This is a genomic window from Mesorhizobium sp. BR1-1-3, from assembly GCF_020165455.1.
Taxonomy (GTDB): domain Bacteria; phylum Pseudomonadota; class Alphaproteobacteria; order Rhizobiales; family Rhizobiaceae; genus Mesorhizobium; species Mesorhizobium ciceri.
The window spans coordinates 336,666-357,797 of sequence record NZ_JAIUIC010000006.1 but is presented as its reverse complement, the minus strand read 5'-3'; the positions used below and the strand labels follow the sequence as shown (position 1 = coordinate 357,797).

Sequence of the window (21,132 nt, the reverse complement as noted above, 5' to 3'; positions counted from 1 at the left end):
GGGAACGATTCGTCGGCACTGGGTATTTTCGAGTAATCCGAAATTCAGTCAGCCAGATCCGCGAAATCAGGCCAATCCTTGTCCAGGACGGCACTGAAATTGTCGCCTGGCGCACAAGTATTTCCGGCTCTGGACAGACCGTGATCTGGTCCAATACGGTGCGTGTCGAAATGAAGACGCGATTGTAGAAAAGGCCGGTCGTCCCTTGCAAAAGAACGTCTTCTCATCGGCGGATCTGCCGCCGCATCTGGATCATCGCGCACGCTTCGCGCTCTGGCAGGACATCCATGTCGCCGAGATATGGTCGGTCGAATACACGATTTCGGAAAGACTGTCGTTCGAAGCCGCGATCGAAGCCACCGCTGTCGGGTCGCTTGTGCTTGGGCAGATGGCCGGGACGATACGTCATGCCAGCCGCAAGGCGGGCAATATCGCCGCCGACGGTCGCGACGGCTATCTGCTGCTGGTCAACAATGGCGATACGGTGCTCAGCGGCACGCAGATTGGCCGCGATTATCACGTCGGCAAAGGCGAGGCCGCCCTGGTCTCGGCTTCGGAAGCGTTGCAGATGACCGGCGGCGACAACAATGTCTGGGCCAATGTGGTGCTTCCCCGTGCCGTGCTGGAAAATGCCTTCGCTCATATAGAGGATCGGCTGGCGTTGACCGTCGGCGCCGACAATGAGGCGCTCGGCATGCTCAAGCGCTATTGCAGCTTCCTGGAAGCAGGCCCGGCCCTGGTCTCGCCCGACCTCATCGGCCACGCCACCGAAACCATCGTCGACCTGATCGGCCTGGCGACCGGCGCCAAGGGCGAAGCGGCCGAACTGGCGGGCCTGCGCGGTCTGCGCGCGGCAAGGCTGCAGGCCATACTGCAGAAGATGCGGGACAATTTCGCCGATCCCGCCATTTCGGCGCAGGGCGTTGCCGGGCAATTGCGGCTCTCGGTCCGCTATGTCCATGACCTGCTGCAGGAAATCGGGGTGAGCTTTGCCGAGCGCATTCTCGAACTGCGCTTGCAGAGGGCGCATCGGATGCTGTCCGACAGGCGCAACGACCGCATGCGGATCAGCGAGATCGCGCTGCTCAGCGGCTTCTCCGACGTGTCCTATTTCAACCGCTGCTTCCGCCGCCGCTTCGGCTCGACGCCGGGCAGCGCCAGATAGTTTCCGACAGCCACCGAATGCACGGCGCGCCGATCGACTGAGGCTGAAAAGCCACACCGACCGGGAAAGCGCCGTGGTGCTTTCCCCGACAATTCGGGTGCGGCCCAGCCCAAGACGCGGCCGGCGGACAATGCAACACCGGATTTCTCGACAACAGCTGGTCCTCCGCTGGCATCCGCGGCGGCGACCACGACAATTTTGGGGCGGCAGACAACAATGAAAATTCTTCTTCTCGCAACGGCATTGATCCTCGCGCCGGGCGGCATGGCGTGCGCCGCAGATATCAGCGAGGCTTCGCCCGTCGCCTCCTCCTACGACTGGTCCGGCCTCTATGCCGGCGCTCACTTCGGCTATGCATCCGGAAAGTCCAATCTGTTCATCGGCGGCGCTGGCCCCGGCGGCACCGACATCAACGCTCCCCTCGATCCGAGCGGTTTTGTTGGCGGCGTGCATATCGGCGTCAACCAGGAATTGGCGAACAGCTTCGTGCTCGGTGCCGAGGCTGACATTGCGTACAGCAATGTAGACGCGGTGGGCACCTTCGCCGGTGCCGGCGCGCTGTTCAAGAGCGAAGTCAAATGGTCGGGCTCGGCGCGGCTGCGGGCTGGTTATGCTTTCGATCGCACCTTGCCTTACATCACAGCAGGCGTGGCGGCTGCCAAATATGAAGTGAGCGTGATGACCACCGGCCCCGGCGGTACAATACCGGTCCATGACGAAACCCATCTTGGCTGGACGGCTGGGGCTGGCGTTGAGCACGCCTTCACCGACAGGTGGATCGCGCGGGTCGAATATCGCTACTCCGACTTCGGCAAAAAGGACGTTTCGGTACCGCTTTTTGGTCTTGGAACGGTTGCGAACTTCGATCTCAAGACTCACGATGTCAGGGTCGGGCTCAGCTACAAGTTCTGACCTAGCGTCGCTGAACAAACCCCCGCGCTTTTTTCGCGCGGGGCGAGGCAATAGTTTCGGGATAGCAAACGATGAAAACCATTCTTCTCGCCACGGCCTTCATCCTCACGCCTGTCGGTATGGCGTCCGCAGCGGACACCAGTGAAGCCTTGCCTGTCGCGGCCACCTACGACTGGTCCGGCGGCTATATTGGCGCGCATGCCGGATATGCCTGGGGGAACGCAAGGGCAGGGCAAGTCTTTGCCCCGGACAGCTTCGACAATTACGGCTGGGGCTACAGTCCGTCCGGTGGTTTCGGCGGTCTTTACGCCGGCTACAACAAGCAGTTCGACGGTGGGCTGGCTCTCGGCATCGAGGGCGACTACAGTTTCGCAAGCGTGAAGGACACGACGCTCTATCGGGCGCTCGGCATCGATGACCCGGCCTTTGGCGGCGAGCTCAAGATGGAGTCAGTTGGCTCCGTGCGCCTGCGGGCCGGCTATGCGATGGATCGCTGGCTTCCCTTTGTCACCGGCGGCCTGGCTGTGGCAAGCTACAAGCACACCACCACCGACATTCCGGGCGGTCCCTATGCCGACGTGAAGGATACCGTAACGGGCTATACGCTGGGCGCCGGCGCCGAATACGCCGTCACCGACAATTGGGTGGTTCGCGGTGAGTACCGGTTCGCCGATTTCGGCCGCCACAACTCCCTGCGTCACGCATTCGTCAACGGCGCTCCCCTCAATCCCGACGAGATTGAACTGACGACGCATGATGTCCGGATCGGCGTCGCCTATAAGTTCTGACCGTTGGAACTGCCGAACTCCTCCAAGCGGGCTCCGAGGGGGAGTTCGGCAGCTTCGGTGCCACCGCCCTTAAATCAGCTTCTCCAGCGTGATCGGCAGATCCCTGATCCTCTTTCCCGTCGCATGGAATACCGCGTTGGCAATCGCCGGCGCCACGCCGACAATGGCCAGTTCGCCAACGCCCTTGCCGCCGAGCACCGAGGAATGCAGGTCGGGGATGCCGACCGAGATCACCTCGATGTCGGGGATGTCGGCATTGGTCGGCACGAGGTAGTCGGCGAGGTTGTCATTGACGATGCGGCCGTGGCGGCGGTCGACGATGCCTTCTTCCAATAGCGCCTGGCCGATGCCCATGATGATGCCGCCCTTCCATTGGCTTTCGGCAAGTTTCGGGTTGTAGAGCCGGCCCGAATCCAGCGCCGACACCACACGCGATACACGCACCGTGCCGAAATCCTCGTCGACGCGCACTTCGATGAAATGCGCGCACCAGGAGTGGCGGGAATAGTCGCCCTCGGTGTGCGGCACCGACATGGCGATGGTGGTGTAGTTCTTGTAGCGATCCTCTGGCGTCGAATTGGCCGGCATGGTGTCGCCGGTGGCTTCGATGTGGTCGCGGCCGACGCTCTTGAGCAGTTCGGCGACGGAGACATCGGGGCCGTCGCCGCGCGGCGAAGCGATACGGCCATTGGCGACGACCAGCGTGTTGGCCTGCAGCGCGTGGAAGGGCGAGCGTGGATCGCTGATGGCGAGGCCCACCAACTGGTCGAGGGCCGAGGTTGCCGCCTTGTAGACCGCACCCGTCATCACGCCGGCCAGCCGCGAACCGCCGGTGACGCCGGCGCGCGGAAAGCGGGAGTCACCGAGCTTCACCACCACGTCGTCAGCTCGCACGCCGAGCGTTTCGGCGGCGGTCTGCGCCAGGATGGTGTAGGTGCCCTGGCCCATGTCGATCGAGGAGCTTTCGACCTCGACCGAACCATCGGCCAGGATGCGCACGAGCGCCTCCCCATAGGCGCGTCGCACCGGATAGGTGCCGGCGGCGACGCCCCAGCCGATCAACTGGTTGCCGTCGCGCATCGAGCGCGGTTCGGGTGTGCGCCTGGACCAGCCGAAGCGTTCGGCGCCTGCAGCAAAAGCCTCGCGCAACTGCCTGGTCGACCAGGCTTTTTTGGCATGTGGATCCTGCTCGGCATAGTTTCGGAGCCGGATCTCCAGCGGATCGATGCCGACCTCGTAGGCAAGCTCGTCGATGGCGCTTTCGATGCCGAAGGCTGAGGGGTTTTCGCCCGGCGCGCGCATGGCGCCTGGCACCACCGAATTGACCCGTACGACATTCTGCTTCGAGGAGAAATTCGGCGTTGTGTACATGATCGAGGTGACCGATCCGAGCGGCTCGACCCACATGCCGTCGATGGATGTTTCATTGACGCCGCGATGCACGATCGACTGGATCTTTCCCTGCACGTCGGCGCCGATCGTCACCGTCTGGCGCGTCGCCGCGCGGCCGCCATAGCCGGTAAAAGTCTGCGGCCGGGTCATCACCAGCCGCACCGGCCGGCCGAGCATTTTGGCCGCACAGGCGGCCACCGCCCCATGGCTGAGCGCCAGCGCCTTGGAGCCGAAGCCGCCGCCAATATAGGGCGACACCAGCCGCACGTTCTCGAACGGCACACCGAACCACTCGGCATAGGTGCGCGCCATGCCGTCCAGCCATTGGCTCGGCTCCCACACGGTGAGCCGGTCGCCCTCCCAGCGGGCGATCAGGCCATGCGGCTCCATCGGCGCCTGGTACTCGCGCGGCGTGTTGTAGGCGGCGCAGATGCGGACCGGCGCCGAGGCGAACGCACCTTGCGCGTCGCCCCACTCCTTGGTCATGGCGTCGATCGCGATGCCATCGCCGGCCTTGCCGTCGCTGAGGTCAACGATGGCAGGCGTTTCCTCATAGCTGACCTTGACCAGTGCCGCCGCCGCGACCGCCCGCTCTAAGGTCTCGGCGACCACGGCGGCGACATGCTGACCCGAAAAGGTGATGTCGCGCGCGAGCGGGCAATACGGCTTGTCGGGCGGCGGCGTGCCGAACCAGTCCGCCGCGGTTTTCAGGCTGATGATGGTGTCCGGCGTCAGCACCTGCAGCACGCCGGGCGCCACCTCGGCGGCAGTGGTGTCGATCGCGCGCACCTTGCCCGATGCAATCGTGCTCTCGACCAGGACGGCGTAGGCGAGGCCTTCGAGCTGCTGCTCGACGGCGTATTTCGCCGCACCGGTGATCTTGGCCGGGCCGTCGATGCGCGACAGCCGGCCGCCGACGGCTTCGGCAAAAGCGCCGTCGGACGCATCCCCATGCCTGATGTTGTGAACGGTCATGCCGTCTCTCCCAATTTGCGGATGGCGCGGGCGACGACGCGCGGCGCCAGTTCGACCTTGTAGTGGTTGGCGCCATGATCGACAGAGCCTTCGACGGCGAGCAGGCTGGCGGCGCGCACAGTGTCCGGCTCCAGCACCTTGCCCTTCAGCGCGTTTTCCACGGCCCGCGCACGCCACGGCTTGGTCGCGACGCCGCCAAGCGCGACGCGCAAATCGCGGATCGTTCGGCCGTCGGGTTCGAACTCTATGCCGACCGCCGCGCTCGCGGCGGCAAACTCATAGGATTGCCGGTCGCGGATCTTGAGATAAGTCGAACGCCGGGCAGGGGCCGAGCCGGGGATCTCGATCGCGGTGATCATCTCGCCCGGTTCGATCGCATGTTCCCGATCCGGCGTGGTGCCGGGCAGCAGGAAAAAGTCGTCGACCGGGATGTGGCGCTCGCCCAGATGCACGATCGCATCGAAGGCGACCAGCGCCACGGCGAGGTCGCCCGGATACATGGCGATGCACGCGTCGCTGATGCCAAGCACCGCATGGCCACGGGTAACGCCGCCGATCGCCGAACAGCCAGAGCCGGGCTCACGCTTGTTGCAGGCTGGGAAATTCGCGGGATCGCGGAAATAAGGGCAGCGCGTGCGCTGCATCAGATTGCCGCCGATGGTCGCCATGTTGCGGATCTGCGCGGAAGCCGCCTGCCACAGGGCTTCGGAAATGGCGGGGAAGCTACTCTTGATGTCGGCATGGTCGGCGACATGGCTCATCCTGGCCAGTGCGCCGATGGTGACGCCGCGCTCGTTCACCTCGATCCTGCCCAACCCCTTGAGATGGGTGATGTCGACCAGCGTCTCGGGCTCGGCGACGCCGCATTTGGCGAGGTCGATCAGCGTGGTGCCGCCGGCCAAGAGCATGGCGCCGGGCAGGGCGGCCGCCTGGCGTGCCGCATCGAGCGAATTGGCGCGCACATACGAAAAATCCCTCATGATGCGGCCTCCAATGCTGCCTGGCGGACAGCGGCGACGATGTGCGGATAGGCGCCGCAGCGGCAGAGGTTGCCGGCCATATACTCGCGGATTTCTTCGTCGGAGCCGGCATGGCCTTCGCGGATGCAGGCGACCGCCGACATGATCTGGCCCGGCGTACAATAGCCGCACTGGAAGGCGTCCTGTTCGAGGAAGGCAGCCTGCACGGGATGCATTTCGCCCTCCCGTGCAAGCCCCTCTATGGTGGTGACGGTGCGGCCCTCGACTTGTGCGGCCAGCGTCAGGCAGGCCAGCACGCGCTCGCCGTCGATATGCACGGTGCAGGCGCCGCACTGGCCGTGGTCGCAGCCCTTCTTGGTTCCGGTCAGGCCGAGGCGATCGCGCAAGGCATCGAGCAGCGTGACGCGCGGCTCGAGTTGCAGATCGTGATCACGGCCGTTGATGTCGAGATGAACTGGGATCGTTGTTTTGGTCATGGGCGTCGGGCTCCAGTTGCTTGACGCGAAGTCGGTTGATTTCATGTTGGGCCGGCGGGCACCTGGCGCCGGCTGTGCGGCCCTTCGCTGCCACTCCCCGCCTTCGGGCGTTCAGCCCCTTAAAAAGGTCCACTGGACCTTTTGGTGCGCCCGAAGGCGGACCGGGCCTTCACCATTCGTCGTTCGGGAAGCCAAGCAATTGGCTTCCCATCCGCTAGGTGGACCACTCCTCACCCCAGCAGGTCCTCGATGCGGACCGGAAAGCGCCGCGGCCGCACGCCGGTCGCATGCCAGACCGCATTGGCGACGGCGCCGGCCGTGCCGGTGATGCCGATTTCGCCGACGCCCTTGATGCCGAGCGCGTTGACGTGAGGGTCGTCCTCGTGGACCAGCAACGCCTCGACCGATGGAACGTCGGCATTCACCGGGACATGATATTCGGCGAGGTTGGCATTCTGGATCCGGCCAGAGCGCCGGTCGGTGATGGCTTCCTCATGCAGCGCGAACGAGACGCCCCAGATCATTCCGCCATAATACTGGCTGCACACCAGCCTGGGATTGATGATCCGTCCGGCGGCGAACGCGCCGACCAGCCTTGTGACACGGATCTGGCCAAAATCCGGATCGACCTTCACCTCGGCAAACACGGCGCCATGCGCGTGCTTGGCATAGGCCTCCTGAGACGCCGGGTCGGGAGCGCCCTTGCCGTGGCCCTCGATCTCGGTGAGGCCCGCGCGCGTGAGGATTTCGGCGTAGCTTTCACCGCGGCTTTCATCGTCGCGCCGATAGAGGCGGCCGCCGCGCGCCAGCACGCCTTCATTGCCGGCGCCGTAGAGCGGCGAGCCCTCGTCGCCGGTGGCGAGATCGGCGAGCCTGGCGATGACGGCGGCGCCCGCATTGTGGATCGCCATGCCGGCCGTCGCCGTGTGGCCGGAGCCGCCGGCAATGCCTGCATTGGGCAGATCGGAGCTGCCGGCTCTGAAATCGACCTGGTCGATATCCAGTCCCAGTCCGTCGGCGGCGATCTGGGCGAAGGCGGTCCAGGCGCCTTGCCCCATGTCCTGAGCGCCGGTCTCCATCACGCCGCTGCCATCGGCTCTCAGCACCGCCCGCGCTTCGGCCTGGAACATGATCGCCGGGAAGGTCGCCGTGCCCATGCCCCAGCCGGTCAGGAAACCGTCGGCGTCGCGCATCAGCCGAGGCTGAATGGGGCGGCTCGCCCAGCCGAACGTCTCGGCCGCTTGCCTGTAGCATTCGCGCAGCGCCTTGGAGGAAAACGGCTTGCCGGTCATCGGCTCGATCTCGGCATAGTTCCGCAGCCGGAATTCCAGCGGGTCCATGCCGCAGGCGTAGGCTGCCTCATCGATAGCGCTCTCCAGCGCGATCGAGCCGGTGGCTTCGCCGGGCGCCCGCATGAACAGCGGCGTACCGGTATCGAGCCGCACCGCATCGTGCGAGGTGGCGATGGCCGGGCTGGCATAGAGTGTGTGCGAGGCATCCGCCGCCGGTTCGAAGAAATCGTCGAACGTGCTCGACGCGGTCTTGGCGTGATGGTCGAGCGCCGTCAGCCGCCCTTCGCCATCCATGCCCATGCGCAGCGTCTGGCGCGTCGGCGCACGGTGGCCGACCGGCCCGTACATCTGCTCACGTCGCAGCACCAGCTTGACCGGACGGCCGACGAGACGCGCCGCCAGGATGCCGAGCACCTGCGGCCCGGAGATCATGCCTTTCGAACCGAAGCCGCCACCCAGGAACGGGCTGCGGATGTGGATGTTCTCCGGCGCGATGCCGAACAGGCCGGCGATGCGGCCCTGCGCCATGGCAAGGCCCTGGCTCGGTGTGTCGATCGACAGTGTGTCGCCTTCCCAGGCGACGACGATCGCATGCGGCTCCATGGCGTTGTGGTACTGGGCCGGCGTCTCGTAGGTGGCTTCGATCCGCGTCTTTGCCGATTTGAGCCCGGCCTCGACATCGCCCTTGTGCTGCACGGCCGGACCGCCGACGCCGACAGCACGCGGCACGATACTTTCGGCGCCGTCGAGGCCAACGCGCGCCGGCATCACTTCATAGCGCGGCGACAGCAGCGCCGCCCCCTCGGTCGCCGCCTCCAGCGTCTCGGCGATCACCACGGCGATGCTCTGATTGGGGTAGCGGACCTGGTCGTTCTGCAAGAGGTCGAGCCGGAACATGAAGGGATGGTCCTTGGCGTCCGGATCGGCGGCGAGCGCTGGCCGGTTCTTGGGCGTCATCACCTCGACCACGCCCTTGTGTGCCTTGGCCGCCTCGACATCCAGCGCAGCGACGCGGCCGCGCGCGATGCTAGAGACAGCGAGCACGGCGTAGAGCATGCCGGGCGGATGGTTGTCGGCGGCATAGCGCGCGGCTCCGGTGACTTTCAGAAAGCCGTCGCGGCGGGTCAGCGGCTGGCCGATGCTGGAGCCTTGCCGGGCATGGGCGGGTTGCTGGTTGAGGCTGAGTTCAAGCGTCATGGCGCGCTCCAGGAATGTTCGAGAACGGGGAGGCAGGAAGGGCCGGCAGACGCTCGGGCGTTCCCGAAAGCGCAGAGATCAGCGCCCTGATCACGATGCGGCGGGCAAGCTCGATCTTGAAGGCATTGTCGCCGGAAGGGCTGGCATCGGCCAAGGCAGCGTCCGCGGCGCTGGCGAAGGTCGCCTCGCTGGCGTCCGCGCCAAGCAGGACGGCTTCCGCCGAGCGTGCCCGCCACGGCTTGGCCGCGACGCCGCCCAGCGCCAGCCTTGCGGCGCGGATCTTGCCGCCGTCGACGACAAGCGCTGCTGCGGCCGATACGACGGCAAAGGCATAGGAGGTGCGCTCGCGGACTTTCAGGTAACGGGCATTGGCGGAGAAGGAGGCAGCCTCCGCCGGAAGGCGCACCGCCACGATCAGGTCGCCGGGCTCCAGCGCATTCTCCCGCTGCGGCGTTTCGCCGGGAAGCCGGTGGAATTCCTCCAGCGAAACATGGCGCCGGCCCTTCTTGCCTTCGATCTCGACCACGGCGTCGAGCGCCACCAGCGGCACGCAGAAATCCGACGGATGGGTGGCGATGCAGGCGTCGCTCCAGCCGAGCACTGCGTGCAGGCGGTTTTCGCCGCCCAGCGCATCGCAGCCGGCGCCTGGCTCGCGCCTGTTGCAGGCGCTGGCGGTGTCGTAGAAATAGCTGCAGCGCGTGCGCTGCAACAGATTGCCGCCGACGGTGGCGGCGTTGCGAAGCTGCGCCGAAGCGCCCGACAGCAGCGCCTCGGCCACCGCCGGATAGGATTTGGCGAACGCCGGATGGTAGGCAAGGTCGGCGTTACGCACCAGCGCACCAATGCGCAGGCCACCATCGTCCAGCCGTTCGATGCGGTTGAGTTCCGGCAGCCGAGAGATGTCGACGATACGCTCGGGACTGGTGATGCCGCCTTTCATCAGGTCGAGCAGATTGGTGCCGCCGGCGAGATAGGCCGAGCCCGGCTCGGCTGCCGCGGCGATGGCGTCGGGAATGGTGGCGGGCCTGATGTAATCGAAGTCTCTCATGCCGCGGTCCTCCGGTCGGCTTTGATAAGCTGTTGCTGGGCTTCCAGGACGGCCTCGACGATGCCGCCATAGGCCGCGCAGCGGCATATGTTGCCGCTCAGCCCCTCGCGGATGCGTTCGGGATCGTCGCCGGCCTGTCCCTCGGCGATCAGGCCGAGCGTGCTCATGATCTGGCCGGGTGTGCAGAACCCGCACTGGAAGCCGTCATGGGCGATGAAGGCGGCCTGCACCGGATGCAGTTCCTCGCCGTTGGCGACGCCTTCGATGGTCAAGACCTGGGCGCCGTCATGGCTGACCGCCAGCGCCAGGCATGAGTTGATGCGCTTGCCGTCGACCAGCACCGTGCAGGCGCCGCATTGGCCGCGATCGCAGCCCTTCTTGGTGCCGGTGAGATCGAGCCGCTCGCGCAGCAGGTCGAGCAGGGTTACGCGTGGATCGACCTCCAGTTGGTGTCGGTGGCCATTGATGGTGAGGGTAATGGGAAGGCTGGTCATGGGCGTCTGGCTCCAGTTGCTTGACGCGGATGGGATTGAACTGGTGCCTTGCCGCAGAAGGGCAAGGTAACCGTTGGGTCAGGTCTTGACGGCGAAAGCGGAGATGGCGGATCTCCCGCGAGGCAGGCGGGCAGGGGAGATGTCGGCTTGCGTGTTCGAAAGACGTGACATACCGGTTCCCCTGATTATATGATAAAGGTGCTCCACTAAAACGGAGGCGCCTCCGTTTATTACGTGGTGGCTGACCCTGCCGGATTCAAGCCCCCTGACACGATGTGGAGAAAAAATTGGCCAGCGAGCCGTCCGCCATTGCTGAACAGAAGGCCGAGGCCGTAGACGCAAAGCCGCTGCGCGCCGATGCGCGGCGCAACCGCGATCGGCTGGTCGAGGTGGCGGTGTCAGTCTTTGCCGAGCGCGGCATCGATGGCTCGCTGGAGGAGATCGCGCGCCGCGCCGGCGTCGGCATCGGCACGCTCTACCGGCATTTCCCGACGCGCGAGCATCTGGTCGAGGTGGTCTATCGTCGTGAGGTGGAGGCGCTGTGCGCGGCCGCCGGCGAGCTTGCCCAAAAACATCCGTCCGATGTCGCGCTGGAACAGTGGATGCAGCGCTTCGTCGACTACATCGCCACCAAGCGCGGCCTGGCGACCAGCCTGCGCATTGTGCTCACCACCAATTCGACGCTGTTTTCCGACACGTTCGGCCGGGTGTCGCAAGCCTTGCGACGCCTGGTCGAGGCGGCGGTGGCCGACGGCACCATCCGCGGCGACGTCGACGCTTCCGACGTGCTGCACGCGCTGGGCGGCATCTATTCAGCGCCCGACACCCCCGAATGGCGCGACCGCTCGCGCCGGCTGGTCAAGCTGTTGATGGACGGGTTGCGGTTCGGGGCTGCAAAGGCACAATGAGGCGACCAGATTCCGGCCGTGCAAAACCAGACCTATCGATGAGTTGAGGGGATACGATGTATGTAGGCCGTTCCTACAAACTGATCGATTTCGCGCTGTGGTCGCGGCGCAGCGTCATCTACATGGTGGTGGTGAGCGGTCTGGCCGTGGCGGCCTACCGTCTTCCAGGCATCGCCGGGTTTTCGGTGCCATGGTCGGTGGTGCTGGTGCTTGGCACCACCGTGTCACTCGTCGCCGGGTTCAAGAATTCGCAGGTGTTCACCCGCAGCAGCGACGCGCTGCAGGCTTTTACGCAAATTACGGCCAGCAGCCGTTTGTGGTCCAATTTCTGCAGGGATTTCCTCGACGCGCCGACGGCCAGACAGCTCATCTATCGCCACATCGCCTGGATGACGGCATTGCGCTTTTCCCTGCGCCGGCCGATGCCATGGGAGTCCATGGCGCGGGCCGCCAATATCGAATACCGGCGGCGCTACCGTATCCATGAGGATGCGAGCTCGGTCGGCGACGAATTGCGTCCGCTGCTCGCCGAACAGGCCGAGGACGTCCTGAAATCGCCCCAGCCGGCGATAGCCCTGCTCGAACTGCAATCTGTCCAGGTCAATGCGCTGTTCAAGGACACAAAGCTCCCTCCTCAGATCTATGGCGAACTGACCAAGCTGATCCGCGACTTCCATGACCAGCAGGCGCGCTGCGATCGCATCAAGAACAATCCCTATCCCCGGCAATACGCCATCGTCAGTTCGATGTTCGTCATGATCTTCTGCACACTGTTGCCGTTCGGGGTCGTTCCCGTCTTTGCCGATATGGGCAAACTGGGTGGCGCGCTCGGGTCGATAGCGATCTGGCTGACGATCCCGTTCAGCACGCTGCTCGGCTGGGCCTACATGTCTCTCGACCAGGTCGGCGAAAGCAGCGCCAACCCGTTCGAGGGCAATGCCAACGACGTTCCGATCTCGCAGATTTGCCGTGACATCGAGATCGAGTTGCGTAGCGGGCTCGGCGAGAGCGACCTTCCCAAGCCCCTGCTGCCGGTCAACGACATCGCGACCTAGGCAGGATCACGACGAGGCGCGGCCCCGGCGGTCCCCTTCATCGTGCTGCTGGCGGAGGACGCTCAAACGTCAAGGCAGACCTTGCCGAAATGCTTTCGGGATTCGTAATGCGCGAAGGCGGTGGCGATGTCCTGCAGCGGAAAATGGCGGTCTATGACGGGCTTCAGCCTGATAGTCTCTATCGCCCGGATCATATCCTCCTGGTCGGCCCGGCTGCCGATGGAAATGCCGCTGATGCGGATCTGGTTGGAAAACAGGGCGGGGATAGACACTTCCGCCGCAAAGCCGGTCAGGACGCCGACCAGCGCGATGTGACCGCCCGTGCGGCAGGCGATAATCGACTGCGCCAGCGTGGCGGGTCCGCCGACCTCGATCACGTGATCGACGCCGCGCCCGCCCGTCAGATCCTTGGCCTTGCGGCCCCAGTCCGGGACGGACTTGTAGTTGATGACGGCGTCGGCTCCGAGGCGCTTGCCTTTCCAGCTTCTGCTCGTCGGATGAGGTGGCGATGACCCGGGCGCCAGCGGCCTTGGCGAATTGCAACGCGAACAACGATACACTGCCCGAACCGAGGACCAGCACTGCGTCGCCCGGCTTCACCTTGCCGCACACAATCAGGCCGCGCCAGGCAGTAACGCCCGTGCAGGTGAGCGACGCCGCCTCGACATGCGTATAGCCTGCCGGTGCCCTGGTGAAAGCATGCGCCGGCATGCAGACATACTCGCTGGCGAAGCCGTCGAAACTGTCTCCCGGAATATCGCGCCGGGTGCAGGGCGTCATGTCACCGCCCAGCCACCAGGGATAGAAGACGCTGACGACGCTGTCTCCGGGCCTGAGTGCATCGACACCGTCGCCGAGGGCAATCACTTCGCCGGCGCCGTCGGAGAGCGGAACGCGGCCGTCGGCGAGAGGCATCTTGCCTTGCACGGCAAAGTCGTCGCGCATGTTCAACGCGCAGGCCCGGATCCTGACCAGCAGCTCGCCCGGCCCTGGTTGGGGCGGATCTTCCTCGACCAGGTCGAGATTGCCCAAGCCGCCCGGCGCTCTCAGCCTGACCAGTCTCATTGTCTTCTCCGATGTGTGGGGTGTCTAGAATTGGAAGGGCCTAGCGGGCCTGCCGGCCGGAGATCACCCGCAGCCAGGGCGCCAGATGAAAGGCGCTCATCAGCAGATACATCGCAGCCATGCCCGTGAGGGGCGAGGCGTCGGTGCCCATGCACTGCATGGCCGCATCGCCGCTGAAGATGCAGGTGAGCAGCGCCATCACGGCGAAGGTCGGTGCCGCGGCAAGGCAAAGCCAGTCGGCCAGCCCGAGGGTGGCGGCTTCTGGGATCGTGCTGCCGGCACCTGTGTGGATATCGCTCATCGCCTTGATCCTTGATGATCATGCCAGTCACGACAGGTTCCTCTCTCCAGGGAGTGGGGAGAGGAACCCAGACTGGACAACCGTTACTGCTCGCCCTTGTCCCTGAACGCGGCCTCGCCGGCAGCAGACACTTCTTCCCATTTCTTGTCGGCCCCGGCGTCGTAATTGTCGTGCCAGTTCCACCAGGAGTAGAGTGGAGTCTGCGGATAGCCTTCGGGCGAATCCTCCCAGATTTCCTGGCGGCCGAGCGGCGTCGCGTCGAGATAGCTCCAGACGGTGCCCATCGCTTCGTCGCCGCGGCTGTTAATCAAGTAGGTGCGGAAGATGCGATCGCCGTCACGGATGAAGACGTTGTGGCCGTGCCATTCGTCGACACCGAAGTCCTTGTCGAAACTGTCAGTGATTGTGTACCAGGGCATCTGCCAGCCCATCCGCTGCTTCAGCCGCGCAATGTCGGCCTGCGGGGCACGCGAAGCGTAGGCAAGCGTGGTGTTGCGGGCGTTGAGATGGGCGAGGTGGCCGACCTGGTCGGCGCCCAGCGAACAGCCGCGGCAGGCGTGATCGGGCCAGCCATGCACGCCGGGCTCGAAGAAGGCGCGGTAGACGATCAGCTGGCGGCGGCCTTCGAACAGATCGAGCAGGCTCGCTCTGCCGTTCGGTCCCTCGAACACATAGGCCTTGTCGACTTCCATCCACGGCATGCGCCGGCGCTCGGCGGCCAATGCGTCCTTGGCGCGCAGTGTTGCCTTTTCCTTCACCAGCATCTGTTCGCGGGCGGCTTCCCAGTCCTGCCTCGAAACGATGGGCGGGGTCTTCATTGCGATGTGCTTGGTCATTGGTCGTCTCCTTTGCCAGTCTGTTGTCGCTTGCTGTCAGCCAGAATAGGGCGGTGAAGCGGGAGGGTGGGAGTTACAAGTGTGACGGGATTTGCAGGAGCCGGCCCGTCGCAGCAGGGGTGGCGCATCCTCACGGTGCCTTCGGCCGGATGGAGAGGAGTGTCGGTTGGCATTGTCGGTTCTCCCTTGGCGTGCCGCGCGTTGCCGATAGTTGCCGATGCGGCTTGCCGGTTGACGGTACGGATTTAAGTTAGGGCGGCGACGCACAAGGGTGGGAGTTACAAGTGTGACGGGATTTGAATGGATTCGCTGATCACCGCGGCTGCGCTGGCACTGGCCGGAGGCGACCCGCTCGGCGCGCTGGATCGCGTCGCCTTGCGCGAAGACCCGCCGGCGCTGGCGCTGCGCGGCATTGCCATGGCGCAGCTCGGCGATCTCGATCGCGCCAAGGCGCTGCTGCGGCGTGCCGCGCGCGGCTTCGGCCCGAAAGAGGCGGTAGCGCGTGCCAGATGCGTCGTTGCCGAGGCCGAGATCGCGCTGGTCTCGCGGGATCTCGGCTGGCCGGCCAAGGCTTTGGATGCGGCGCGGGCGACGCTGGAAAAGCATGGCGACCGGCTGAACGCAGCGCATGCCGGCCACCTCAAGGTGCGGCGCCTGCTATTGATCGGCCGTCTCGACGAGGCCGAAGACGTGCTGGCGGGGCTCGACCCGGCACCGCTTCCGCCGGCCTCGCGCGCCGCCCACGAACTTGCCGTCGCCGGCATCGCAATGCGGCGCCTCAAGACGAAGCCGGCGCGCAGGGCGTTGGAGTGGGCACGCCACGCCGCCCGCCAGGCCGGCATTTCGGGGCTCATCGCTGAGGTCGACCGTGCATTCCTGGCGCTGGACACGCCGGCGGCGCGGCTGATCGCGGCTGGCGAGCAGCGCCCGTTGCTGCTTGAGGACGTCGAGGCGTTGCAGGCGTCGCCGGCGCTGCTGGTCGATAATTTCCGATATGTCGTGCGCCAACAGGAGAAAACGGTCTCGCTGGCCACGCGCCCGGTTCTGTTCGCGCTGGCCCGTACGCTCGCCGAAGCGTGGCCAGGCGATGTGTCCAGGGCGACGCTGATCGCGCAAGCCTTCGGCGGCAGGCACGCCGATGAATCGCATCGGGCGCGGCTGCGGGTCGAGATCGGCCGGCTGCGCACCGAATTGCGGAGCCTGGCCGACATCGGCGCCACCAGCCAGGGCTTCGCGCTGGCGCCGCGCCAGGCACGCGAGGTGCTGGTGCTGGCGCGGCCGATCGAGGAGCGGCACGCGGCGGTGCTGGCTTTCCTTGCCGACGGTGAATCCTGGGCGAGTTCGGCGTTGGCGCTGGCGCTAGGCACCGGGCAGCGCAGCGTGCAGCGGGCGTTGGAGCAGCTTGGCGAGGCCGGCAAGGTGCAGTTTTTCGGTCACGGCCGGGCGCGCCGCTGGATGACGCCTCCACTGGTGGGATTCACGACCACCTTGTTACTCCCCGCCCCGCTGCCGAACGGTTAGGAAGTGACATCGGATCTCAATGAGGACAAGGACATGAAACAGTCAACGGCCGAAATCCTGCGCGAATACGGGCCCTTTGCCGATGTGGAGAGGGTGCATGGGGTGAGCTTTGACGGCAACAATGTCTGGTTTGCCTCGGGCGAGAAGCTGAACGCCTTCGATCCGGAGAGTGGGCAGAACCTGCGCTCGATCGATGTCGCGGCGCATGCCGGCACCGCCTGGGACGGCCAGCATTTCTTCCAGCTTGCCAACGACCTGATACAGAAGATCGACCCTGATACCGGCCAGGTGCTGGCGACCATTCCGGCGCCCGGTGGTGGCGGCGATTCCGGGCTGACCTGGGCCGAAGGAACGCTCTGGGTGGGACAATACCGCGAACGCAAGATCCACCAGGTCGACCCGGAAACCGGTGCGATCCTGCGCACCATCGAATCCAACCGCTTCGTCACCGGGGTGACATGGGTCGAGGGCGAGCTGTGGCACGCCACCTGGGAAGGCGACCAGAGCGACCTGCGCCGCGTCGACCCGAAATCAGGCAAGGTTCTGGAGAAGCTCGACATGCCGGCCGGGATGGGTGTGTCGGGGCTGGAATCCGATGGCGGCGACCGCCTTTATTGCGGCAGCACATCCGCCGGGGTGGTGCGGGCGGTGCGCCGGCCGCGGTGAGGATGCGGCCGACGCCGAAGTCACACTTGCAGGCGCACTTCACACGGCAATTTGTCCGCTGTCGGCTGGCCGTTGCCCCTTGTCGGACCTAGATAGGCTGTGCGCCGGGCGGACGCCCGGCCCAGCTTTGCAAAGGATCCCTCATGCCTGAACAGCCCACCATGCCCGAACAGATTGCATTGAACGACGGCTCCGCCATTCCCCAACTCGGCCTCGGCGTGTGGCAGGTCGACCAGGACATCACCGCCGACGTGGTGGGTTGGGGCATCGAGGCCGGCTATCGCCTGATCGACACCGCCGAAGGCTATCAGAACGAGGAAGGGGTCGGAGAGGCGATCCGCAGTGCCGGCGTGCCGCGGGCTGAGCTGTTCATCACCTCGAAACTGCGCAACGGCGCGCATCAGCGCGATGCCGCGCTGCGGGCCTTCGACGAGACGATGGAGAAGCTCGGCGTCGAACAGATCGACCTGTTCCTGATCCACTGGCCTGTGCCCAGCCAGGACAAATATGTCGAGGCCTGGAAGACGCTGGTCGAACTCAGGCAGGCCGGCCGCATCAAGTCGATCGGCGTTTCGAACTTCAACCAGGACCATCTGGAGCGGATCATCGGCGAGACCGGTGTGACGCCCGTCGTCAACCAGATCGAGCTGCATCCCCAGTTCCAGCAGCGCGGTGTCAGGGACTTTCATGCCAAGCACGACATCCGTATCGAAAGCTGGAGTCCTCTGGGCAGCGGCCGGCTGCTCGGCGATCCGACCATTGCAGGCATCGCCAAAAAACATGGCAAGTCCGTCGCCCAGGCGATCATCCGCTGGCATCTCCAGGAGGGGCTGATCGTCATTCCAAAGTCGATCCGCAGGGATCGCATCGCCGCCAATTTCGATGTCTTCGATTTCGAACTGGATGCGCAGGACCTGCAGACGATCCGCGGCATGGATTCGCCCGAGGGCCGCAACGGACCCAACCCCGCCACGGCCGCGTTCCTGTTCTGAGAGGCAAGTTTTAACGAGCTGGCAACGAAACTGCCAATCTCCCCCACGAGGGGGGAGATTGGCAGCTTTGCGGCTTTCGCCAATTTCTTGCGCCCCTCAAATCCCGGACCCATCCAACTGCTGGGCGTCTTCGCCTTCCCAGGGCGCCGGCATCGACGCGCGGCTGAGGTTGGCGGTGGGCAGCGGCATCCAGCATTTCAGTTCCGGGTCGGCGTATTCGATGACGCGCCCGGGCGAAGAGTCCGACGCGCGCCAGCCTTCCGAGGCGAACTGGTCGGCACGCGACCAATAGGCAAGGTCGACTTCCGCCGGTCCCTGTTCGGACGGACGCACAGTGACCAGGATGCGGCTGCCGTCCTTCGGCGCCGTCGACATGTGGCGCCACCGTTCGGGCTCGTCCATCGCATTCCTCCTCGCACTCGTAGCGTTGGGAGGAGTGTCGCCTCGTGGTCCGAAGGGGTCAACCCAAAGTTTGCGTCAGGCATCGGCTGATGACCCTCCAGACGGTGCCTGCACAGTTGTGCGCAACACGCCGCGGGCGGTCATGCACGCTCGACGGGCCGTGACCCAGTTGATAAGCCCGTCTGCGAAAGGAGCGCCTGAGTCGAGATGACCGTTGCGATCGAGATGGGACAGACGACCGCAGGCGCCCCGGCGAAGCTGGATCTCGAGGAACTGCTCGCGACGCGCCTTTTGGTGCAGGGCAATTCGGGCTCCGGCAAGTCGCATCTGCTGCGGCGCCTGCTGGAGCAGAGCGCGCCCTGGGTGCAGCAGACCATCATCGATCCCGAGGGCGACTTCGTTTCGCTGGGCGACCGTTACGGCCATCTGGTGATCGATGCCGAGCAGCATACCGAGCGCGGCCTGCAGGCGGCAGGCGAGCGGGCGCGCATGCATCGCGTCTCCACCGTGCTCAATCTCGAAGGGCTCGACGCCGAGAACCAGATGCGGCGTGCCGCCGCCTTCCTCGGCGGGCTGTTCGAGGTCGCCCGTGACCACTGGTACCCGATGCTGGTGGTGGTGGACGAGGCGCAGCTGTTCGCGCCGGCGGTGGCCGGCGAGGTTTCCGACGAGGCGCGAAAGCTCTCGCTCGGCGCGATGACCAATTTGATGTGCCGTGGCCGAAAGCGCGGGCTGGCCGGCATCATCGCCACCCAGCGGCTGGCAAAGCTCGCCAAGAACGTCGCCGCCGAGGCGTCCAACTTTCTCATGGGCCGCACCTTCCTCGATATCGACATGGCGCGTGCCGCCGACCTTCTGGGCATGGAGCGGCGCCAGGCGGAGGCGTTTCGCGATCTGGAACGCGGGCAGTTCATGGCGCTCGGCCCGGCGCTGTCGCGCCGTCCGCTGGGCCTGCGCATCGGCCCGACGGATACGAGCCCGCGCAACGGAACGCCGCGGCTGATGGCGATGCCGGAAGCAGCACTCGAGGATGCACGCGCGATCATCCTGGCGGCGCCGCCGCCCGAAACGGTGCGCACGCCGCGCCGCCCGGCGTCGCCGGACCTGCTCGACCAGTTGATGGCGGCGAAGTCGGCGGCCTTGGAAATCCGCCCCGAACCGGCGGAGCCGCAAGTCAGCGCCGAGGATCTGGCCGAGCGCCGCGAGCGCGTGGACCGCGTGCTGCGCGCCATCCTGGCGCAGCCCGACGCCGGTTTTCGCGTAATCGGGGTACTCTATCAGGAGTTCGTGGTCCGCTGCCGCATCGAAGGCCTGGCCTCGGTCGTGCCCGACCTGCCGGAGTTCCGCCGCATGCTGACGCGCGCCCGGGCCGGCCTTGGGTCAGAGACGACGCAGGACGACGCATGGCGGGACGTTTCCGTCCGCGCGTCGCTGCTGCCCGACGACATGCAGGGCGTGTTCATGATGATTGCCCGCGCGGCGAAGGAGGGCTGGCCTTGCCCGAGCGACGCCGCGATCGCCCGCGCCTACGGCTCGCACTCGCTGCGCCGCGCCCGGCGCCTGTTGACCTATATCGAGGAGCAGGGCCTCATCGTCTGCCAGCTCGACGGGACAGGCCGGCGCACCGTGACACTGGTCGAATTGGCCTGGGCCACCGCACCGGGAGATCCGAATGCCGAGGAGGTGGAGCAGGGAAGCCTGGCGCTGTGAGGCGGCGCGGGTGCTTTGAGCGAATGATGCGATAGGCTTTTTCAATCACCGTCATCGCGACAAATTTCTGATGGCAACCGTGAAATCGCCGACGGCGAGATGCGTCATGCAGGCGCTTGCGTTTCGATGGCGCTCACCGGTTCGCCCCAATCACCCACTGTTCCTGATCGACGAGCGTGCCGGTCATCGGCCCGGCAGCATCCGAAAGCAGGAAGACGGCGAGGTTGGCGATATCGCTGGTCGAGAACAGGCGGCCGAAGGGTTGCGAGGCGTTGGCGGCATCGAGCCAGCCCGGCCCGTTGCCCAGCGTGCCGGCTTGCATGACGCGTTCGGCCGGCGTGTCGGTCCAGCCGACATTGATGCCGTTGACGCGGATGCGATCGAAGCGATGGGCGTTGGCGGCGTTTTTGGTCAGCGTGGCCAGCGCGCCCTTGCTTGCGGAATAGACGGCGAGCTCCGGCGAGCCGCAATGGGCGTTGATCGACAGGATGTTGACGATGGCGCCGCGCTCTTCGCGCTTCTTCATGTCGGCGATGGCCGCCTGCATGAGGAAGAACGGCGCCCGCGCGTTGACCGCAAACAGCGAGGCCCAGCCGTCGAGATCGGCATCGAGGAACGAGGCCCGGTCGGTCAGCCCTGCGGCGTTGACCAGCGCATCGATGCGGCCGAAGCGCTCGATGCAGGCTTGCGCCAAAAGGGCAGGGGCTGCCGGGTCGGCGAGGTCGGCGGCGACGAAAACCGTCGGCGTGCCGAGCCGCGAAAGCTCTTCCGCAACGGCATCGCCGCGCGTCTTCTCGCGCCCGGTGACGAGCAGGCCGCCGGCGCCGCAGCGCGCCAGCGTCTCGGCGATGGCGCGGCCAATGCCTTGCGTCGAGCCGGTGACCAGCGCCACCTTGCCGTTGAGTTGGAGCTCCATTCCTCTTCCCCGCCTCGCATCTGATTTCAGGCTAGCGCGGC

Annotated in this window: 19 protein-coding genes and 1 pseudogene; 9 read left to right on the top strand and 11 right to left on the bottom strand. The window is 65.7% G+C overall.

Annotation, left to right across the window (positions count from 1 at the left end; translation table 11 throughout):
• The first annotated feature begins 205 nt into the window (after nucleotides 1–205).
• The 3 genes from LB559_RS16625 (at nucleotide 206) to LB559_RS16615 (ending at nucleotide 2,865) form a co-directional block, all read left to right on the top strand.
• Complete coding sequence (locus LB559_RS16625) at nucleotides 206–1,165, top strand: AraC family transcriptional regulator (RefSeq protein WP_224674524.1); 960 nt, start codon at nucleotides 206–208, stop codon at nucleotides 1,163–1,165.
• Nucleotides 1,166–1,381: 216 nt separating this feature from the next.
• Nucleotides 1,382–2,077, top strand: a complete 696-nt coding sequence (locus LB559_RS16620) for an outer membrane protein (RefSeq protein WP_224674523.1) — start codon at nucleotides 1,382–1,384, stop codon at nucleotides 2,075–2,077.
• 71 nt (nucleotides 2,078–2,148) lie between these two features.
• Nucleotides 2,149–2,865, top strand: coding sequence for an outer membrane protein (locus LB559_RS16615; protein ID WP_224674522.1), 717 nt, complete (start codon nucleotides 2,149–2,151; stop codon nucleotides 2,863–2,865).
• Between the two features lie 69 nt (nucleotides 2,866–2,934).
• On the opposite strand, the gene LB559_RS16610 is transcribed toward LB559_RS16615, so the two are convergent.
• The 6 genes from LB559_RS16610 to LB559_RS16585 all read right to left on the bottom strand — a co-directional run bounded on the left by LB559_RS16610 (nucleotide 2,935) and on the right by LB559_RS16585 (nucleotide 10,719).
• The gene (locus tag LB559_RS16610; protein WP_224674521.1) at nucleotides 2,935–5,232 is read right to left on the bottom strand and encodes a xanthine dehydrogenase family protein molybdopterin-binding subunit; all 2,298 of its coding nucleotides are present in this window, start codon (nucleotides 5,230–5,232) and stop codon (nucleotides 2,935–2,937) included.
• Nucleotides 5,229–6,212: an FAD binding domain-containing protein gene (locus LB559_RS16605; RefSeq protein WP_063168587.1), complete on the bottom strand. Its 984-nt coding sequence runs from the start codon at nucleotides 6,210–6,212 to the stop codon at nucleotides 5,229–5,231. The genes LB559_RS16610 and LB559_RS16605 overlap by 4 nt, the downstream gene beginning before the upstream one ends.
• On the bottom strand, nucleotides 6,209–6,688 hold the full coding sequence (locus tag LB559_RS16600) for a (2Fe-2S)-binding protein (protein WP_013530702.1): 480 nt from the start codon (nucleotides 6,686–6,688) through the stop codon (nucleotides 6,209–6,211). The genes LB559_RS16605 and LB559_RS16600 overlap by 4 nt, the downstream gene beginning before the upstream one ends.
• A 230-nt stretch (nucleotides 6,689–6,918) precedes the next feature.
• Nucleotides 6,919–9,177, bottom strand: coding sequence for a xanthine dehydrogenase family protein molybdopterin-binding subunit (locus LB559_RS16595; protein WP_224674520.1), 2,259 nt, complete (start codon nucleotides 9,175–9,177; stop codon nucleotides 6,919–6,921).
• Complete coding sequence (locus LB559_RS16590) at nucleotides 9,167–10,225, bottom strand: FAD binding domain-containing protein (RefSeq protein ID WP_224674519.1); 1,059 nt, start codon at nucleotides 10,223–10,225, stop codon at nucleotides 9,167–9,169. Before LB559_RS16590 ends, LB559_RS16595 begins: the two co-directional genes overlap by 11 nt.
• Nucleotides 10,222–10,719 (bottom strand): (2Fe-2S)-binding protein, encoded by a 498-nt coding sequence (locus LB559_RS16585; RefSeq protein ID WP_224674518.1) that lies wholly within the window; start codon nucleotides 10,717–10,719, stop codon nucleotides 10,222–10,224. The genes LB559_RS16590 and LB559_RS16585 overlap by 4 nt, the downstream gene beginning before the upstream one ends.
• 287 nt (nucleotides 10,720–11,006) lie before the next feature.
• Between LB559_RS16585 and LB559_RS16580 the strand changes: the two genes are divergently transcribed.
• Together LB559_RS16580 and LB559_RS16575 are read left to right on the top strand one after the other, a co-directional pair.
• On the top strand, nucleotides 11,007–11,627 hold the full coding sequence (locus LB559_RS16580; protein ID WP_024501664.1) for a TetR/AcrR family transcriptional regulator: 621 nt from the start codon (nucleotides 11,007–11,009) through the stop codon (nucleotides 11,625–11,627).
• 56 nt (nucleotides 11,628–11,683) lie between these two features.
• Complete coding sequence (locus LB559_RS16575) at nucleotides 11,684–12,682, top strand: bestrophin family protein (RefSeq protein WP_063168584.1); 999 nt, start codon at nucleotides 11,684–11,686, stop codon at nucleotides 12,680–12,682.
• Nucleotides 12,683–12,744: 62 nt separating this feature from the next.
• Here LB559_RS16575 and LB559_RS33170 read toward each other — a convergent pair.
• The 3 genes and pseudogenes from LB559_RS33170 to LB559_RS16560 all read right to left on the bottom strand — a co-directional run bounded on the left by LB559_RS33170 (nucleotide 12,745) and on the right by LB559_RS16560 (nucleotide 14,884).
• Nucleotides 12,745–13,747, bottom strand: a pseudogene (locus LB559_RS33170) (zinc-dependent alcohol dehydrogenase family protein).
• A 40-nt stretch (nucleotides 13,748–13,787) separates the two neighbouring features.
• Nucleotides 13,788–14,048, bottom strand: a complete 261-nt coding sequence (locus LB559_RS16565) for a hypothetical protein (RefSeq protein WP_024501661.1) — start codon at nucleotides 14,046–14,048, stop codon at nucleotides 13,788–13,790.
• Nucleotides 14,049–14,131: 83 nt separating this feature from the next.
• Nucleotides 14,132–14,884: a DUF899 domain-containing protein gene (locus LB559_RS16560; protein WP_013530710.1), complete on the bottom strand. Its 753-nt coding sequence runs from the start codon at nucleotides 14,882–14,884 to the stop codon at nucleotides 14,132–14,134.
• Between the two features lie 300 nt (nucleotides 14,885–15,184).
• Here LB559_RS16560 and LB559_RS16555 point away from each other — a divergent pair, with 300 nt between their 5' ends.
• The 3 genes from LB559_RS16555 to LB559_RS16545 all read left to right on the top strand — a co-directional run bounded on the left by LB559_RS16555 (nucleotide 15,185) and on the right by LB559_RS16545 (nucleotide 18,063).
• Nucleotides 15,185–16,405, top strand: a complete 1,221-nt coding sequence (locus tag LB559_RS16555; protein WP_224674517.1) for a helix-turn-helix domain-containing protein — start codon at nucleotides 15,185–15,187, stop codon at nucleotides 16,403–16,405.
• 33 nt (nucleotides 16,406–16,438) lie between these two features.
• Nucleotides 16,439–17,071, top strand: a complete 633-nt coding sequence (locus LB559_RS16550; RefSeq protein WP_024501659.1) for a PQQ-binding-like beta-propeller repeat protein — start codon at nucleotides 16,439–16,441, stop codon at nucleotides 17,069–17,071.
• A 143-nt stretch (nucleotides 17,072–17,214) separates the two neighbouring features.
• Nucleotides 17,215–18,063 carry an aldo/keto reductase gene (locus LB559_RS16545; RefSeq protein WP_013530713.1) on the top strand — a complete coding sequence of 283 codons (849 nt, stop codon included), beginning with the start codon at nucleotides 17,215–17,217 and terminating at the stop codon, nucleotides 18,061–18,063.
• Between the two features lie 96 nt (nucleotides 18,064–18,159).
• On the opposite strand, the gene LB559_RS16540 is transcribed toward LB559_RS16545, so the two are convergent.
• Nucleotides 18,160–18,465 carry a hypothetical protein gene (locus LB559_RS16540; protein ID WP_013530714.1) on the bottom strand — a complete coding sequence of 102 codons (306 nt, stop codon included), beginning with the start codon at nucleotides 18,463–18,465 and terminating at the stop codon, nucleotides 18,160–18,162.
• A 207-nt stretch (nucleotides 18,466–18,672) separates the two neighbouring features.
• Between LB559_RS16540 and LB559_RS16535 the strand changes: the two genes are divergently transcribed.
• Entirely contained in the window at nucleotides 18,673–20,175 is a 1,503-nt protein-coding gene (locus LB559_RS16535; protein WP_013530715.1) for an ATP-binding protein, read from the top strand.
• 133 nt (nucleotides 20,176–20,308) lie between these two features.
• Here LB559_RS16535 and LB559_RS16530 read toward each other — a convergent pair whose 3' ends face one another.
• A complete protein-coding gene (locus LB559_RS16530) occupies nucleotides 20,309–21,091 on the bottom strand; it encodes an SDR family oxidoreductase (RefSeq protein WP_224674516.1) in 783 nt (260 codons plus the stop codon).
• Nucleotides 21,092–21,132: the final 41 nt, after the last annotated feature.